This is a genomic window from Kitasatospora sp. NPDC056138 (assembly GCF_042264695.1).
Classification (GTDB): Bacteria; Actinomycetota; Actinomycetes; order Streptomycetales; family Streptomycetaceae; genus Kitasatospora.
Genome location: NZ_JBHJVK010000008.1, coordinates 1 through 14,088 on the forward strand (window position 1 = coordinate 1; position 14,088 = coordinate 14,088).

General features: G+C 72.7%; 14 protein-coding genes. 13 read left to right on the forward strand and 1 reads right to left on the reverse strand.

Annotation, left to right across the window (positions count from 1 at the left end; translation table 11 throughout):
- Positions 1-63 precede the first annotated feature (63 nt).
- The 9 genes from ACFC1R_RS07805 (at position 64) to ACFC1R_RS07845 (ending at position 9,802) form a co-directional block, all read left to right on the forward strand.
- Positions 64-813 (forward strand): 16S rRNA (uracil(1498)-N(3))-methyltransferase, encoded by a 750-nt coding sequence (locus ACFC1R_RS07805; protein WP_375934883.1) that lies wholly within the window; start codon positions 64-66, stop codon positions 811-813.
- A gap of 243 nt (positions 814-1,056) precedes the next feature.
- Positions 1,057-4,272, forward strand: coding sequence for a PDZ domain-containing protein (locus tag ACFC1R_RS07810; RefSeq protein WP_375934414.1), 3,216 nt, complete (start codon positions 1,057-1,059; stop codon positions 4,270-4,272).
- A 134-nt stretch (positions 4,273-4,406) separates the two neighbouring features.
- Positions 4,407-4,766, forward strand: a complete 360-nt coding sequence (locus tag ACFC1R_RS07815; RefSeq protein WP_375934417.1) for a histidine triad nucleotide-binding protein — start codon at positions 4,407-4,409, stop codon at positions 4,764-4,766.
- A gap of 4 nt (positions 4,767-4,770) precedes the next feature.
- Entirely contained in the window at positions 4,771-5,688 is a 918-nt protein-coding gene (locus ACFC1R_RS07820; protein WP_375934420.1) for a ribonuclease Z, read from the forward strand.
- Positions 5,689-5,865: 177 nt separating this feature from the next.
- Positions 5,866-6,972: a PhoH family protein gene (locus ACFC1R_RS07825; RefSeq protein WP_375934885.1), complete on the forward strand. Its 1,107-nt coding sequence runs from the start codon at positions 5,866-5,868 to the stop codon at positions 6,970-6,972.
- Between the two features lie 14 nt (positions 6,973-6,986).
- The gene (ybeY, locus tag ACFC1R_RS07830) at positions 6,987-7,481 is read left to right on the forward strand and encodes an rRNA maturation RNase YbeY (protein ID WP_045302144.1); all 495 of its coding nucleotides are present in this window, start codon (positions 6,987-6,989) and stop codon (positions 7,479-7,481) included.
- A 13-nt stretch (positions 7,482-7,494) separates the two neighbouring features.
- Entirely contained in the window at positions 7,495-8,817 is a 1,323-nt protein-coding gene (locus tag ACFC1R_RS07835) for a hemolysin family protein (protein ID WP_375934424.1), read from the forward strand.
- 82 nt (positions 8,818-8,899) lie between these two features.
- Complete coding sequence (locus ACFC1R_RS07840; RefSeq protein ID WP_375934427.1) at positions 8,900-9,166, forward strand: hypothetical protein; 267 nt, start codon at positions 8,900-8,902, stop codon at positions 9,164-9,166.
- A 96-nt stretch (positions 9,167-9,262) separates the two neighbouring features.
- Positions 9,263-9,802 carry a DUF4383 domain-containing protein gene (locus ACFC1R_RS07845; RefSeq protein WP_375934430.1) on the forward strand — a complete coding sequence of 180 codons (540 nt, stop codon included), beginning with the start codon at positions 9,263-9,265 and terminating at the stop codon, positions 9,800-9,802.
- Between the two features lie 58 nt (positions 9,803-9,860).
- Here ACFC1R_RS07845 and ACFC1R_RS07850 read toward each other — a convergent pair whose 3' ends face one another.
- Positions 9,861-11,294 (reverse strand): MFS transporter, encoded by a 1,434-nt coding sequence (locus ACFC1R_RS07850; RefSeq protein ID WP_375934433.1) that lies wholly within the window; start codon positions 11,292-11,294, stop codon positions 9,861-9,863.
- Between the two features lie 57 nt (positions 11,295-11,351).
- Here ACFC1R_RS07850 and ACFC1R_RS07855 point away from each other — a divergent pair, with 57 nt between their 5' ends.
- The 4 genes from ACFC1R_RS07855 (at position 11,352) to ACFC1R_RS07870 (ending at position 14,026) form a co-directional block, all read left to right on the forward strand.
- Positions 11,352-12,230, forward strand: a complete 879-nt coding sequence (locus tag ACFC1R_RS07855; protein ID WP_375934436.1) for a helix-turn-helix transcriptional regulator — start codon at positions 11,352-11,354, stop codon at positions 12,228-12,230.
- Between the two features lie 74 nt (positions 12,231-12,304).
- Complete coding sequence (locus ACFC1R_RS07860) at positions 12,305-13,306, forward strand: aldo/keto reductase (RefSeq protein WP_375934439.1); 1,002 nt, start codon at positions 12,305-12,307, stop codon at positions 13,304-13,306.
- A gap of 52 nt (positions 13,307-13,358) precedes the next feature.
- A complete protein-coding gene (locus tag ACFC1R_RS07865; protein ID WP_375934442.1) occupies positions 13,359-13,724 on the forward strand; it encodes a cytidine deaminase in 366 nt (121 codons plus the stop codon).
- Positions 13,725-13,870: 146 nt separating this feature from the next.
- Complete coding sequence (locus ACFC1R_RS07870) at positions 13,871-14,026, forward strand: hypothetical protein (protein WP_375934445.1); 156 nt, start codon at positions 13,871-13,873, stop codon at positions 14,024-14,026.
- The last annotated feature ends 62 nt before the right edge of the window (positions 14,027-14,088 follow it).

Consider the following 14,088-nt stretch of genomic DNA (forward strand, 5'->3'; position numbering starts at 1 on the left):
GGCGACTCCCGTGGGAGTCGCCGGGCGCCGCTGTACCGCTACGAGATCTCCGAGGAAAACGCCATGACCGCGCCCGTGTTCGTCGTCGAGACCGACCGGCTGGCCGCCGCCGTTCCCGGGTCGGTGGTCCGGGTCGACGGCCCCGAGGGGCGGCACGCCGTCGCCGTGAAGCGGCTGGAGACCGGCGAGGCGGTGACGCTCGCGGACGGCCTCGGCCTCGGTGTGGACGGTACGGTCACGGCCGTCCAGGGCAAGGACGTGCTGGAGGTCACGGTCGAGGCCGTGCGCCGGGAGGCGGAGCCCGCGCCCAGGATCGTGGTCGTCCAGGCACTGCCCAAGGGTGACCGCGGCGAACTCGCCGTCGAGACCATGACCGAGGTCGGCGTGGACGTGGTCGTCCCGTGGGCCGCCGCCCGCTGCATCACCCAGTGGAAGGGTGACCGGGGCGCCAAGGCCCTCGCCAAGTGGCGGGCCACCGCGCGCGAGGCCGGGAAGCAGTCGCGCCGGCTGCGCTTCCCCGAGGTGCGCGAGCTGATGACGACGCGCCAGCTGGCGCCGCTGCTCGGGCAGGCGGCGCTCGCCGCGGTGCTGCACGAGGAGGGCGCGGAGCCGCTGGCGAGTGCGCAGCTCCCACCGGGCGGGGACATCGTGCTGATCGTCGGTCCCGAGGGCGGGGTGTCGCCGGACGAGCTCGCCGCCTTCGCCGAGGCCGGGGCGAAGCCCTACCGGCTGGGGTCCTCGGTGCTCCGGACGTCCACCGCGGGGGTGGCGGCGGGGGCGCTGCTGCTCGGGCGGACGGGCCGCTGGGGCTGATCCCCCCGCCCCGGGCCTCCCGGAAGGTGCCGCAGGGGCGGAGCGGGGCTGCGTCCGGGCGGCGCAGGTGGGCCGGCCGGGTCCGTGGTCCTGCGACGGGGCCGGTTCGGGGCGCCCCGTGAGGCGCCGGTGCGACGCCGTGGTGCGCGGGCGGTTCCCCCGCGCTCCGGGCGCCGCGGGCGGCGGGTTCGCTCGGGACGAAACCCGTCGCGCGGGGTGGGGGCCGTGCGTAGGGTGACGGCCGTGACTGATGCTCAGAGCACCTCAGCAGGCGCCTATCTGCGCCATCCGCACCTGCACGGCGACCTCGTGACCTTCGTGGCCGAGGACGACATCTGGCTCGCGCCGATCGTTGGCGGCCGGGCCTGGCGGCTGACCGCCGATCAGACGCCGGTGAGCCACCCCCGGTTCTCGCCGGACGGGCGGCACATCGCCTGGACGTCGACCCGCGACGGCGCCCCCGAGATCCACGTCGCCCCCGCCGAGGGCGGTCCCGCCCGCAGACTCACCTACTGGGGCAGTGCCCAGACGCTGCTGCGCGGGTGGACCGAGGACGGCCGTCCGGTCGCGGTCACCACCGCCGGCCAGGCGACCGTCCGCCGTACCTGGGCGTTCGCCGTCCCGCTGGACGGCGGTGAGCCGACCCGGCTGCCGTACGGGCCGGTCGGGGGCCTCGCCTTCGAACCCGGCGGTGCACGGGCCCTGCTGTCCAGCTCCTCCAACCGCGAGCCCGCCTGGTGGAAGCGCTACCGCGGCGGCCGGGCGGGCAAGTTGTGGATCGGTGACCGGGAGTTCGACCGGGTGCACGCCGATCTGGACGGCAACATCGAGTCCCCGCTCTGGGTGGGCGGCCGGATAGCCTTCCTCTCCGACCACGAGGGCGTCGGGCAGCTGTACTCCAGCCTGCCGGACGGCACCGACCTGCGGCGGCACAGCGACGGGGAGTTCTACGCCCGCAACGCCGCCACGGACGGCACCCGGGTCGTCTGGCACAGCGCCGGCGACGTGTGGATCCTGGACGGCCTGGACGGCTCCGCGCCGCGCCGCCTGGAGATCACGCTGGCCGGTCCGCGCACCGGCCGCGTCCCGCACCCGACCCCGGCCGCCGGGCAGTTGGAGAGCGTCGCCCCCGACCGCACGGGCCGGGCCAGCGCCGTGGTGGTGCGCGGCAGCGTGCACTGGCTGACCCACCGTCAGGGTCCCTCCCGGGTGCTGGCGGAGACCCCGGGGGTGCGGGCCAGGCTGGCCCGCGTCGTACCCGGCGCCAACGGTGCGCAGGGCGCGCTCTGGGTGACCGACGCCGAGGGGGACGACGCACTGGAGTACGCCCCCGCCGTGCTGGGCGCCGAACGCCGCCGGCTGGCGTCCGGCGCGCTCGGCCGGGTCCGTGACCTGGCGCTCTCCCCGGACGGCAGGCAGGCCGCAGTCGCCTCGCACGACGGCCGGGTGCTGCTGGTCACGCTGGCCGACGGCGCCGTCCACGAGCTGGCCCGCAGCGAGCAGGGCGAGGTCAGCGACCTGGCCTTCGCCCCGGACTCGCGCTGGCTGACCTGGTCCCACCCGGTCGTCGACACCGGCTCGCTGCGGCAGATCATGCTGGCGGACCTGACGGACCGTACGGTCAGCGAGGCCACCCAGCCGCGCTTCATCGACTACTCGCCGGTCTTCACGGCGGACGGCAGGTACCTGGTCTTCCTCTCGGTGCGCAACTTCGACCCGGTCTACGACGCGCACATCTTCGACCTGTCCTTCCCGACCGGCACCCGGCCGTTCCTGATCACGCTGGCCGCGGACACCCCCTCGCCGTTCGGCCCGCAGCGGGCCGGCCGACCGGCCGGCGTCGAGGAGGAGCCCGGGGCGGCCGGGAAGGCGGGCTCCGAGGAGGGCGCCGAGCCGGCCCCGGTCACCCGGGTCGACCTGGAGGGCATCGCCGACCGGATCGTCCCCTTCCCGGTCGAGGGCGGGAGCTTCGGCAGCCTGCGGGCGGCCAGGGACGGCGTGCTCTGGACCAGGCAGCCGCTGCTCGGCAGCCTCGGCGACACCGCCGCCTCGCTGGAGGACGTGCAGCCGCGCGCGGCGCTGGAGCGCTTCGACTTCAGGAAACTGCGCACCGAGCGGCTGGTGGCCGAGGTGGACGGCTTCACCGTGAGCGGCGACGGCACCCGGGCCGCCGTGTTCGACCAGGGCGGCCTGCGGATCGTGCCGGCCGACCGGAAGGCCGGTGAGGACGAGGACCTCGCCGTCGACCTCGACCGGGTCCGGGTCACCGTGGACCCGGCCGCCGAGTGGCGCCAGATGTTCGACGAGAACGGCCGTCTGATGCGCGACAACTACTGGCGCGCGGACCTGGGCGGCCACGACTGGGCCGGCACGCTGGAGCGCTACCGGCCGCTGGTCGACCGCTGCGGTTCGCACGACGACCTGGTCGACCTGCTCTGGGAGACGGTCGGTGAACTCGGCACCTCGCACGCGTACGTGATGCCGAACGGGCGCGGCGCCCACGACGCCCACCGGCAGGGGCTGCTCGGCGCCGACCTGGTCAAGGACGGCGAGCTGTGGCGGGTCGAGCGGATCCTGCCGGGCGAGTCCTCGGACCCGCGGGCCCGGTCCCCGCTGGCCGCGCCCGGCGCCGCCGTCCGGCCCGGGGACGCGGTGCTGGCCGTCAACGGCCGTTCGGTGGACCCGGTCACCGGCCCCGCCCCGCTGCTCGCGGGCACCGCGGGGCAGCCGGTCGAGCTCACCGTCGCCGGGAAGGACGGCGTCGAGCGCCACCCGGTGGTGGTCCCGCTGGCCGACGACGAGCCGCTGCGCTACCACGACTGGGTGGCCGACCGCCGCGCCGCCGTCCGGGAGCTCTCGGCCGGCCGGCTCGGCTACCTGCACATCCCGGACATGCAGAGCAACGGCTGGGCCCAGATCCACCGCGACCTGAAGGTCGAGCTGGCCAAGGAGGGTGTGATCGTCGACATCCGGGAGAACCGGGGCGGCCACACCTCCCAGCTGATCATCGAGAAGCTCAACCGGAGGATCGTCGGCTGGGACCTCACCCGCGACGTCGCCGGAGGCATCTCCTACCCGAGGGACGCACCGCGCGGTCCGGTGGTGGCGCTGGCCAACGAGATGTCCGGCTCGGACGGCGACATCGTCAACGCGGCGATCCAGGCGCTCGGGATCGGACCGGTGGTCGGCACCCGCACCTGGGGCGGCGTGATCGGCATCGACGGCAAGTACCGCCTGGTGGACGGCACCCTGGTGACCCAGCCCAAGTACTCGTTCTGGCTGGAGGGCTACGGCTGGGGCGTGGAGAACCACGGGGTGGACCCGGACGTCGAGGTGCCGATGCCGCCGCACGCCTGGGCCGCCGGGGAGGACCCGCAGCTCGCCGAGGGCGTCCGCATCGCGCTCGCGGAGCTGGCCGGGAACCCGGCCCGGACGGCCCCGGAGCTCCCGGAGCTGTAGACCCGTCCGGGCCGGTCCGGGCCCACCGCGTCCCCGGGGCGCCGCACGGTCGCCGTCCGTGCGGCGCCCGCCCTGGGCTAGGCTGCGGGCGGTAGTGATGACCGATCAGCGAAGACCAGCTTGAGGAGAGCGAGATGGCCGGCGAGCCGCAGTCCGACTGCCTGTTCTGCAAGATCGTGGCGGGCGAGATCCCGGCGACCGTGGTCCGGGAGACCGAGCGCACCCTCGCCTTCCGGGACATCAGCCCCAAGGCCCCCACCCACGTCCTGGTCATCCCCAAGGTGCACTACCCGAACGCCGCCGCGCTGGCCGACGCCGAGCCGGAGATCACGGCCGAGCTGCTCTTCCAGGCCGGTGAGGTCGCGGCGGACGAGAAGATCGTCGAGTCCGGCTACCGGTTGATCTTCAACACCGGTGCGGGCGCGGGCCAGACCATCTTCCACGCCCATGTCCACGTCCTCGGTGGCAGGCCGATGAACGAGAACATGGTCTGACACCGTGTCGCAGCGCGAACTCGTCGTCCTCGGCACCGCCAGCCAGGTGCCCACCCGGCACCGCAACCACAACGGCTACCTGCTCCGCTGGGACGGCGAGGGCCTGCTGTTCGACCCGGGCGAGGGCACCCAGCGGCAGATGCTGCACGCCGGGGTCTCGGCCACCCAGATCACCCGCATCGGGGTGACCCACTTCCACGGCGACCACTGCCTCGGCCTCGCCGGGGTGATCCAGCGGATCAACCTGGACCGCGTCCCGCACCCCGTGGACGCCTACTACCCGGCCGGGGGCCAGGTCTACTTCGAGCGGCTGCGGCACTCCACCGCGTACCACGAGACCGCCGAGCTGCGCCCGCGCCCGATCGGCGGGCCGGGACCACTGGACGCCCCCGGTGCCCCCTTCGCGCTGGAGGCCCGGCGGCTCTCGCACCCCGTGGAGTCCTTCGGCTACCGCCTCACCGAGCCCGACGGCAGCCGGATGCTGCCCGAGCGGCTGGCCGCGTTCGGCATCCGGGGCCCGGCCGTCGGCCGCCTCCAGCGCGACGGCGCGATCGGACTGGACGGCCGCACGGTCACCCTGGCCGAGGTCAGTGAGCCGAGGCCGGGTCAGCGCTTCGCCTTCGTGATGGACACCCGCCTGTGCGACGGGGTGTACGAACTGGCCGACCGCGCCGACCTGCTGGTGATCGAGGCGACCTTCCTGGACGCCGACGCCCACCTCGCCGAGGAGCACGGCCACCTCACCGCCGCCCAGGCCGCCAGGGTCGCCGCCGAGACGGGCGTACGCACCCTGGTGCTCACCCACTTCTCCCAGCGGTACCCGGACCTCGACGGCCATCTCGCCGAGGCCCGCAAGTACTTCGACGGGGACCTGGTGATCGCCGAGGACCTCGCGCGCGTCCCGGTGCCGCCGCGCCGGTGAGTCGAAAAGCAGTCGCACAACGGGGCGATCTGCCCCAGCATCGAATGCGCCGCCCCAGGTGCCGCGCCGCCACGGCGAATACCTGCGCGGCGTACCCTGGTGACCCGGAGAGCCCCAGCGGCATCCACGAGACGACGGATGGGATGAGGCAGGCCACAGCGCCGACCCATGAGTGAGATTTCGCAGACCCCCACCAACGGACAGCAGCGCCCCGGCGCCGCAAGTGCCCGGATCGTGATCCCTGAGCGGCACCCGATGGTCACCCTCCTCGGCGCCTCCGACTCCCTCCTGCGGGTGATCGAGCAGGGCTTTCCCGCCGCCGACATCCATGTGCGCGGCAACGAGGTGACCGCGACCGGCGACCGTGCCGAGGTCGACCTGGTCCAGCAGCTGTTCAACGAGATGATGCTGGTGCTGCGCACCGGCCAACCCCTGACGGAGGACGCCGTGGAGCGCTCCATCGCCATGCTCAGGAGCGCCGCCGAGGACCCGGCCCACCCGGCCCCGTCGGAGGTGTTCACGGCGAACATCCTGTCCAACCGGGGCCGCACCATCCGCCCCAAGACCCTCAACCAGCAGCGCTACGTCGACGCGATCGACAAGCACACCATCGTCTTCGGCCTCGGCCCCGCCGGCACCGGCAAGACCTACCTCGCCATGGCCAAGGCCGTGCAGGCCCTGCAGGCCAAGGAGGTCAACCGGATCATCCTGACCCGTCCGGCGGTCGAGGCCGGCGAGCGCCTGGGCTTCCTGCCGGGCACCCTGTACGAGAAGATCGACCCCTACCTGCGCCCGCTCTACGACGCGCTGCACGACATGATGGACCCCGACTCCATCCCGCGGCTGATGGCGGCCGGGACCATCGAGGTCGCACCGCTCGCCTACATGCGCGGCCGCACCCTCAACGACGCCTTCATCATCCTGGACGAGGCCCAGAACACCTCGCCCGAGCAGATGAAGATGTTCCTCACCCGCCTGGGCTTCAACTCCCGGGTGGTGGTCACCGGCGACACCAGCCAGATCGACCTCCCGGGCGGAACCAGGAGCGGCCTCAAGATCGTCCAGGAGATCCTGGCGGACGTGCCCGACATCCACTTCTCCGTCCTCACCAGCACCGACGTGGTCCGCCACAAGCTGGTCGGCCGGATCGTGGACGCGTACGAACGCTGGGACGCCCAGCAGGAGACCGAGACCTCGGCTCCGTCCCGCAAGCCCGTCCAGCGGCGTACCGGCAAGGCCGGTACGGGCCGCGCCCCCCGACAGTCCCATCGCACCGAAAGCTGAGTACCAAGCCCTCCATGTCGATCGACATCGCCAACGAGTCCGGCTGGGACGTCGATGAGGAGTCCATCCTCGACGTCGCCCGATTCGCCCTCGACAAGATGCGGATCCACCCGCAGGCCGAACTCTCCGTCATCCTGGTGGACGGCGCCGCCATGGAGGAGCTGCACATCCAGTGGATGGACCTGCCCGGTCCCACCGACGTGATGTCCTTCCCGATGGACGAGCTGCGCCCCGGCAAGGAGGGCGAGGAGCTGCCGCAGGGCCTGCTCGGTGACATCGTGCTCTGCCCCGAGGTCGCCGAGAAGCAGGGCCTGGCTGCCCCCTCCAAGCACTCCATGGACGAGGAGCTCCAGTTGCTCACCGTCCACGGGGTGCTGCACGTGCTCGGGTACGACCACGAGGAGCCGGACGAGGAGCGCGAGATGTTCGCGCTGCAGAAGCGGATCCTGGACGACTGGCGTTCCGGCCGCGGTCTCTCGGGGCTCTCCCCGGCACCGACCACCCACTGAGGGCCGGCCCGCTGTGAGTGGTGAGAGTACGAGCTTCCTGCTCGGCGCGCTGGCCCTGGTCGTCCTCGGCTGGCTGGCCGCCTGCGCGGAGGCCGGGATCTCCCGGATCTCCCGGTTCCGTGCCGAGGAGGCGGTCCGGGCCGGGCGGCGTGGCGCCGCCCGGCTGCTGACCCTGGCGAAGGACCCGATCCGCTACCTCAACCTGGCCACCCTGATCCGGGTGGCCAGCGAGATGGCGGCGGCGGTCCTGGTCACCGTGGTCTGCGTCCGGAACCTGCAGGAGACCTGGCAGGCGGTGCTGCTGGCGTTCGGTGTGATGGTGCTGGTCTCCTTCGTGGCGGTCGGCGTCTCGCCGCGCACCATCGGCCGCCAGCACCCGCTGACCACGGCCACCGCCTCGTCCTTCGTGCTGCTGCCGCTGGCCAGGATCCTCGGCCCGATTCCCCGGCTGCTGATCCTGCTCGGCAACGCGCTGACCCCGGGCAAGGGGTACAAGGAGGGGCCGTTCGCCTCCGAGGCCGAGCTGCGCGCGCTGGTCGACCTGGCCGAGAAGGACGACCTGATCGAGGACGAGGAGCGCCGGATGGTGCACTCGGTCTTCGAGCTGGGCGACACCATCGTGCGCGAGGTGATGGTGCCGCGCACCGACCTGGTGATGATCGAGCGCCACAAGACGGTCCGTCAGGCACTGACCCTGGCACTGCGCTCCGGCTTCTCCCGGATCCCGGTGGTCGGCGACAACGAGGACGACGTGGTCGGCATCGTCTACCTCAAGGACCTGGTCCGGCGTACCCACATCAACCGGGAGTCGGAGTCCGAGCCGGTCGGCAGCGTGCTGCGCCCGGCGGTCTTCGTCCCGGACTCCAAGCCCGCCGCCGACCTGCTGCGCGAGATGCAGCAGATGCGCTCGCACGTGGCGATCGTGATCGACGAGTACGGCGGCACGGCCGGACTGGTCACCATCGAGGACATCCTGGAGGAGATCGTCGGTGAGATCACCGACGAGTACGACCGGGAGATCGCGCCGGTCGAGGACCTCGGCGACGGGTCGTACCGGATCACCGCGCGGCTGCTGGTCGAGGACCTCGGCGAGCTGTTCGGGATCGAGCTGGAGGACGAGGACGTCGAGACGGTCGGCGGGCTGCTGGCCAAGCACCTCGGACGGGTGCCGATCCCCGGCTCCTCGTGCGAGGTGCCGATGCCGGAGGAGGCCCCGGCCGAGCTGGCCGCGATCCGGCTGACCGCCGAGAGCTCGGCCGGGCGCCGCAACCGGATCGGCACCGTGGTCGCCACGCCCCTGCGGCCGCAGCAGGTCGGCGGGGGCGACGGCGAGTAGCCCCTCCCCCCCCGCCCCGGAGTGCACGGTCAGGACGGTGCACGAGTTGCCGGGGCGGGGGATGGCTCCGACGATGTGAGGCATGACGCACCAATTGCGCGCGGAGTACGGTCCCGAGGGTCGGTCCGGTGCTATCAGGATGTGGCACGTGGTACGGGTCCCCGGTTCCACCGAGGCTCTGTGCGGCCGTGAGATGGACGCCGAATCCGAGACGAAGCCGGAGGACGCGTGGGGGACCGGGCTGCGCTGCTGTCAGCAGTGCGGTTCGCTCTACCTGCACGAGGTTCCGTTCCACCCCGCCGACTGGCAGCGGTCGTCCGGCTGGGGCGGGTCGCCGGTCCAGGAGTAGCGTGGAGTGGGCGCGGACGCCGTCCGCGTGGGGAGGGCCGCCCGGTTCAGGGCGGAGCAGAGCAGTGCTGCCTTGACCCGCGTGGTGGAGGTCACCATGAAACTGCAAGACGAACTGCCCGTCGATCACAAGCTCGCGAAGGTCTACCGGATCGGAGCGGGGCTGGGCGGAGTGTTCCTGCTGATCTTCGGCATCCTGGGGCTGCTGGATCACCCGGGCTTCCTGTCCACCCACGGCAACCGGATCTCCGGACTGTCGACCAACGGCACGCTGAGCATCCTGTCCGTGGTCGTGGGCCTGGTGCTGATCGCCGGGGCGGTGGTCGGAGGCATCTTCGCCTCCAACCTCAACATGATCGTCGGCACGCTGTTCGTGCTGTCCGGCTTCTACGGTCTGACCGTGCTCGGCCGGCCCGACGCCAACATCCTCAACTTCCGGATGTCCAACGTCCTGTTCGCCTTCATCTTCGGGATCGCCGTGCTCACCTTCGGGATGTACGGCAGGGTGAGCAGCCATCTACCGCAGGACAATCCGTACTGGCGCAAGCGCCGGGCCCGGGAGGCGGCTCTGCCGAGCGGACCGCCGACCCTGATCAAGGTGCTGAAGGCCGGTCCGTCCAACCCGATCGGCCACTGAGCGGGACGGGAACGACGGTGGCCCGCAGGGAACCCCTGCGGGCCACCGTCGTGTTCCGTCACGCCCGGCGCCGCAGGCCGAGCCAGACCAGCAGGGCGACCGCGGCGACCACGGCCGCGTCCACGCCCAGACCGAGCCGGACGCCGCCCAGGGTGGCGGTGGCGAAGCCGTCACCGGCCGCCCGCAGGGCGTCGCCGCGGGCGGCGGCGACCGCGCTGAGCACCGGGATGCCGACGGTGATGCCGACCTGCTGGGTGCTGGTCACCAGTCCGGTGGCCAGGCCCTGCTCCTCGTCGGCCAGACCCGAGGTGGCGGTGATGCTGTACGCCACGATCGCGAACAGGTGGCCGAAGCAGGCGATCGACCCGGCGACCACGACCAGCCAGGCACCGGCGCCGCCCGTCCCCACGGCCAGCAGCGCGGCGGTGAACAGGGCCTGCACCGCCAGACCGGCCACCAGGGTGCGGTGGGCGCCGATCCGGCCGGCCAGCTTCGGTGCCAGCACGCCGCCGGCCGCCGCCGCCAGGCCCATCACCCCGAAGACCAGGCCGCAGGTACCGGGGCTCAGGTCCAGCACCTGCTGGAGGTAGAGGGTGGAGAGGAAGACCACCGAGCTCATCATCGAGAAGGTCACCAGGCCGCCCAGGTTGCCCCAGGCGATGCTGGGACGGCGCAGCATCCGCAGCGAGACCAGCGGCTCGGCGGCCCGGGACTCGACCAGGACGAAGGCGGCGAGCAGGGCGGTGCCGAGGACCAGTCCGCCGATCACGTCGGGGGCGCCGAACCCGCTGTCCGCGGCGGTGGAGAGGGCGTAGATCAACGCCAGCAGTCCGCCGGTGATGGTCACCGCGCCCGGCAGGTCCAGCCGCGGCCGCTCGGGCAGCCGGCTCTCGGTGAGCAGGCCGGGGGCGGCGAGCAGCACGCCGAGGCCCATCACCACGTTCAGCGCCATGGTGGAGCGCCAGCCGAGGCTGTCGGTCAGCACGCCGCCGAGCAGCATGCCGGTGGTGAAGCCGAGCGAGAGCAGCAGCCCGGAGACGCCCAGCGCGCGGTCGCGCTCGGGGCCCTCGCGGAAGGTGGTGGTCAGCAGTGACATGCCGGACGGAACGATCATCGCCGCCGCCAGCCCCTGCAGCGCCCGGCCGGCCAGGAAGCCGGCCGGGTCCCAGGCCAGCGTGGCCAGCACCGAGGCGGCGGTGAACAGGGCGAGACCCGCCAGGAAGAGCCTGCGCCGCCCGTACAGGTCGGCGATCCGGCCGGAGAGGAGCAGGAATCCGCCGGACGGCAGGGCGAAGGCGGTGACGCCCCACTGGAGGTCCGCCTGTCCGAGCCCGAGGTCGGTGCCGATCGCGGGCAGGGCCACATTGAGGATCGAGAAGTCGAGCGCGACCGCGAACTGGGCCGCGCAGAGCAGGAAGAGGATCAGTTTGGCCCGGCGGCCGAGGTGCTGGACCGGCGTCGCCTCGGGCGCCGCGAGGGTGTCTGTTGCCATGCGTCCATCCTTCGACCGATCAGCACGGCGTGGAGAGTGGGTACTTATCCTGGTGGCATGACCACCAGTCAGGCAGTGACCCTCGACCCGGACGCCCAGCGGCGCCGCGATCTGCGTGAGTTCCTGATGAGCCGCCGGGCCCGGGTGAGCCCCGTCGAGGCCGGACTGCCCGACGGCGGTGCCCGGCGCCGTACCCCCGGACTGCGTCGCGAGGAGGTCGCGGTGCTCGCGGGGGTGGGCATCAGCTGGTACCAGTGGCTGGAGCAGGGGCGGGACATCACGGTCTCCCCGCACGTGCTGGACGCCGTCTCCCGGGTGCTGCGGCTCAACGACGCCGAGCGGCGCCACCTCTACGTGCTGGCCGGGCTCAACCCGCCGCTGCCGACGGTCGATGCGGCACCGGTCACGGAAGGGCTGCGCCGGCTCATCGACGCCTGGATGCCGTTCCCGGCGCACATCCTGGACCCGTACTGGAACACCGTCACCTTCAACGAGGCCGCCAGGCTGGTCTTCGGCTACACCGACCAGGATCTGAACTGCCTGGTCAGCTACTTCACCAACCCGATCTACGGCTCGCGCAACACCACCTGGCAGGCGAACGCCGGGTACGTGGTCGCGCAGTTCCGGGCCGCCGCCTCGGAACGGCCCTGGGACGCCGGCTACCAGGCGATCGTGGACGAACTGGTCGAGGCGAGTCCCGAGTTCGCGGAGATCTGGGCCAGGGGCGATGTCAAGGCCGGCGGGATGCTCCACAAGGAGATCGAGCACCCCTCGGTCGGGCGGCTCTGCTTCGAGTCCACCCAGCTGCGGGTGCCCGAGCGGCCGGACCTGACCATCGTGCTGCACAACCCCGGCAAGGGCACGGACACGGCGGCGAAGCTGGAGTGGCTGGCATGCCCCGAAGGGCGCCGGGAGATGATGCGACCGGCCGGGTGACGAAAGGGCTTTGACGGTTCGTCATCGACGACGGAAGAGTGGATCCGGTCCGCAACGGTACGGAGGGATCCACGATGAGCGTACGCACCCTGGGCAGTCTGACCACCTCGCCGATCGGCTTCGGGGCGATGGTGCTCTCGCCCGGCATGTACGGCGAGATCGACGACCGGCGGGGGGAGACGGCACTGCGGGCCGCCCTGGACGCCGGGGCCACCATGATCGACACCGCCGACGGCTACGGTGCGGACGGCCACAACGAGCAGCTGGTCGGACGGGTGGTCGCCGGGCGCCGGGACGAGCTGGTGATCGCCACCAAGTTCGGTTTCCGGATCCCGGAGGGCGCCGAGGCACACCGCTTCCCGGTCAGTGCCGCCTTCGGTGAGCTGGCCGTGAACCTGGACCCGAAGTACGTCCGGGGCTACGCCGAGCAGTCGCTGCGCAACCTCGGCGTCGAGGCGATCGACCTGTACTACCCGCACTTCCCGGATCCGCAGGTGCCGTTCGAGGAGACGGTCGGGGCGGTCGCCGAGCTGATCGGAGCCGGGCTGGTGCGGCAGCTGGGTCTGTCCAACGTGACGGCGGAGCAGCTGCGCCTGGCCCACGCGGTGCACCCGGTGGCGGCGGTGCAGGTGCAGTGGTCGATGTGGCAGCCGGTCGATCCCGCGCTGCTGGCCGCCGCCCGGGAGCTGGGCGTCGGTCTGGTCGCCTGGAGCCCGCTCGGCGGCGGCTTCCTCACCGGTACCGTGCAGCAGGTGGCCGAGGGCGACTTCCGGCGCAATCTGGAGCGCTACGACGGGGCGAACCTGCGCGCCAACAACGACCGGTACGCCCCGGTGCGCGCGATCGCCGCCGAACTCGACCTCACCCCGGGGCAGTTGGCGCTCGCCTGGCTGCTGCACCAGGACGCACACGTGGTGCCGATCCCGGGCAGCCGGACCCCCGCGCACATCGCCGAGAACCTGGCCGCCGGCGAGGTCGGGCTGTCGGCGCAGACGCTGGCCCGGATCACGGCGGCCCTGGCGGACTTCGCCCCGGCGGGGCGCGGCGCCATCCTGGCCGAGGAGGGCGGCCGCTGAGGGGCGGCGCCCGCCGGGTGGACGGCCGCAGGCGGTCGGGGCCTCGGCGCCTATGCTCGGCGGCATGAGTGAGCTGATCGAGCTGGACCCCGAGGACAAGAAGATCATCACGCTGGCCCGTTCCGCGCGGGCCCGCAACGGCGTGGCGGAGGGGGCCGCCGTACGCGACGAGACCGGACGGACCTACGTGGCCGGGACGGTCGCACTGGAATCGCTGCAGCTGAGTGCGCTGCAGACCGCCGTCGCGATGGCGGTGGCCAGCGGCGCCAGGAGCCTGGAGGCCGCCGCCGTGGTCTCCGAGGCCGCCGAGCCGGCCGAGTCCGACCTGGCCGCCGTGCGCGACCTGGGCGGTGCCGGGACCCCGGTCCTGCTGGCCGGGCCGGACGGTGCGCTGAAGACCGCCGTCGAGGCGCGCTGAGGCCGGCCCGCTGACTGCCGCAGGGCAGGGCAGGGCAAGGCAGAGCAGAGCAGGCAGAGGTGCGGGCGCCCCCGGAGACGGCGGGGTGCCCGCACTTTCCGTTGCACCGTGCGCGGGTAGGGTGGCAGCGATCGAGGGGGTGTGCGATGGGGGCACTGGCGTTCTTCGCCGGACTGCTGCTCAGCGTGATGGGCATGGGCCGCTGGAAGGAGACCGGTTCGCCGTTCTGGCTGGCCGGATCGATCGCGATCTTCCTGCTGACCGTCATCGGAGCGTTCACCGGGGGCCGCAAGTCCCGCTGACGGCGGCCAGGCCGGGCGCACTGTCCGGGAGGTCGCTCGAGGTCCGCTCGGGGTCCGCTCGG

Bases quoted from the DNA above. Each gene is read 5' to 3' on its own strand.
- ACFC1R_RS07870 (WP_375934445.1), top strand. From the start codon at position 13,871: ATGGGGGCACTGGCGTTCTTCGCCGGACTGCTGCTCAGCGTGATGGGC.
- ACFC1R_RS07815 (WP_375934417.1), top strand. From the start codon at position 4,407: ATGGCCGGCGAGCCGCAGTCCGACTGCCTGTTCTGCAAGATCGTGGCG.
- ACFC1R_RS07805 (WP_375934883.1), top strand. From the start codon at position 64: ATGACCGCGCCCGTGTTCGTCGTCGAGACCGACCGGCTGGCCGCCGCC.
- ACFC1R_RS07855 (WP_375934436.1), top strand. From the start codon at position 11,352: ATGACCACCAGTCAGGCAGTGACCCTCGACCCGGACGCCCAGCGGCGC.
- ACFC1R_RS07865 (WP_375934442.1), top strand. From the start codon at position 13,359: ATGCTCGGCGGCATGAGTGAGCTGATCGAGCTGGACCCCGAGGACAAG.
- ACFC1R_RS07845 (WP_375934430.1), top strand. From the start codon at position 9,263: ATGAAACTGCAAGACGAACTGCCCGTCGATCACAAGCTCGCGAAGGTC.
- ACFC1R_RS07850 (WP_375934433.1), bottom strand. From the start codon at position 11,294: ATGGCAACAGACACCCTCGCGGCGCCCGAGGCGACGCCGGTCCAGCAC.
- ACFC1R_RS07840 (WP_375934427.1), top strand. From the start codon at position 8,900: ATGACGCACCAATTGCGCGCGGAGTACGGTCCCGAGGGTCGGTCCGGT.
- ybeY (WP_045302144.1), top strand. From the start codon at position 6,987: ATGTCGATCGACATCGCCAACGAGTCCGGCTGGGACGTCGATGAGGAG.
- ACFC1R_RS07860 (WP_375934439.1), top strand. From the start codon at position 12,305: ATGAGCGTACGCACCCTGGGCAGTCTGACCACCTCGCCGATCGGCTTC.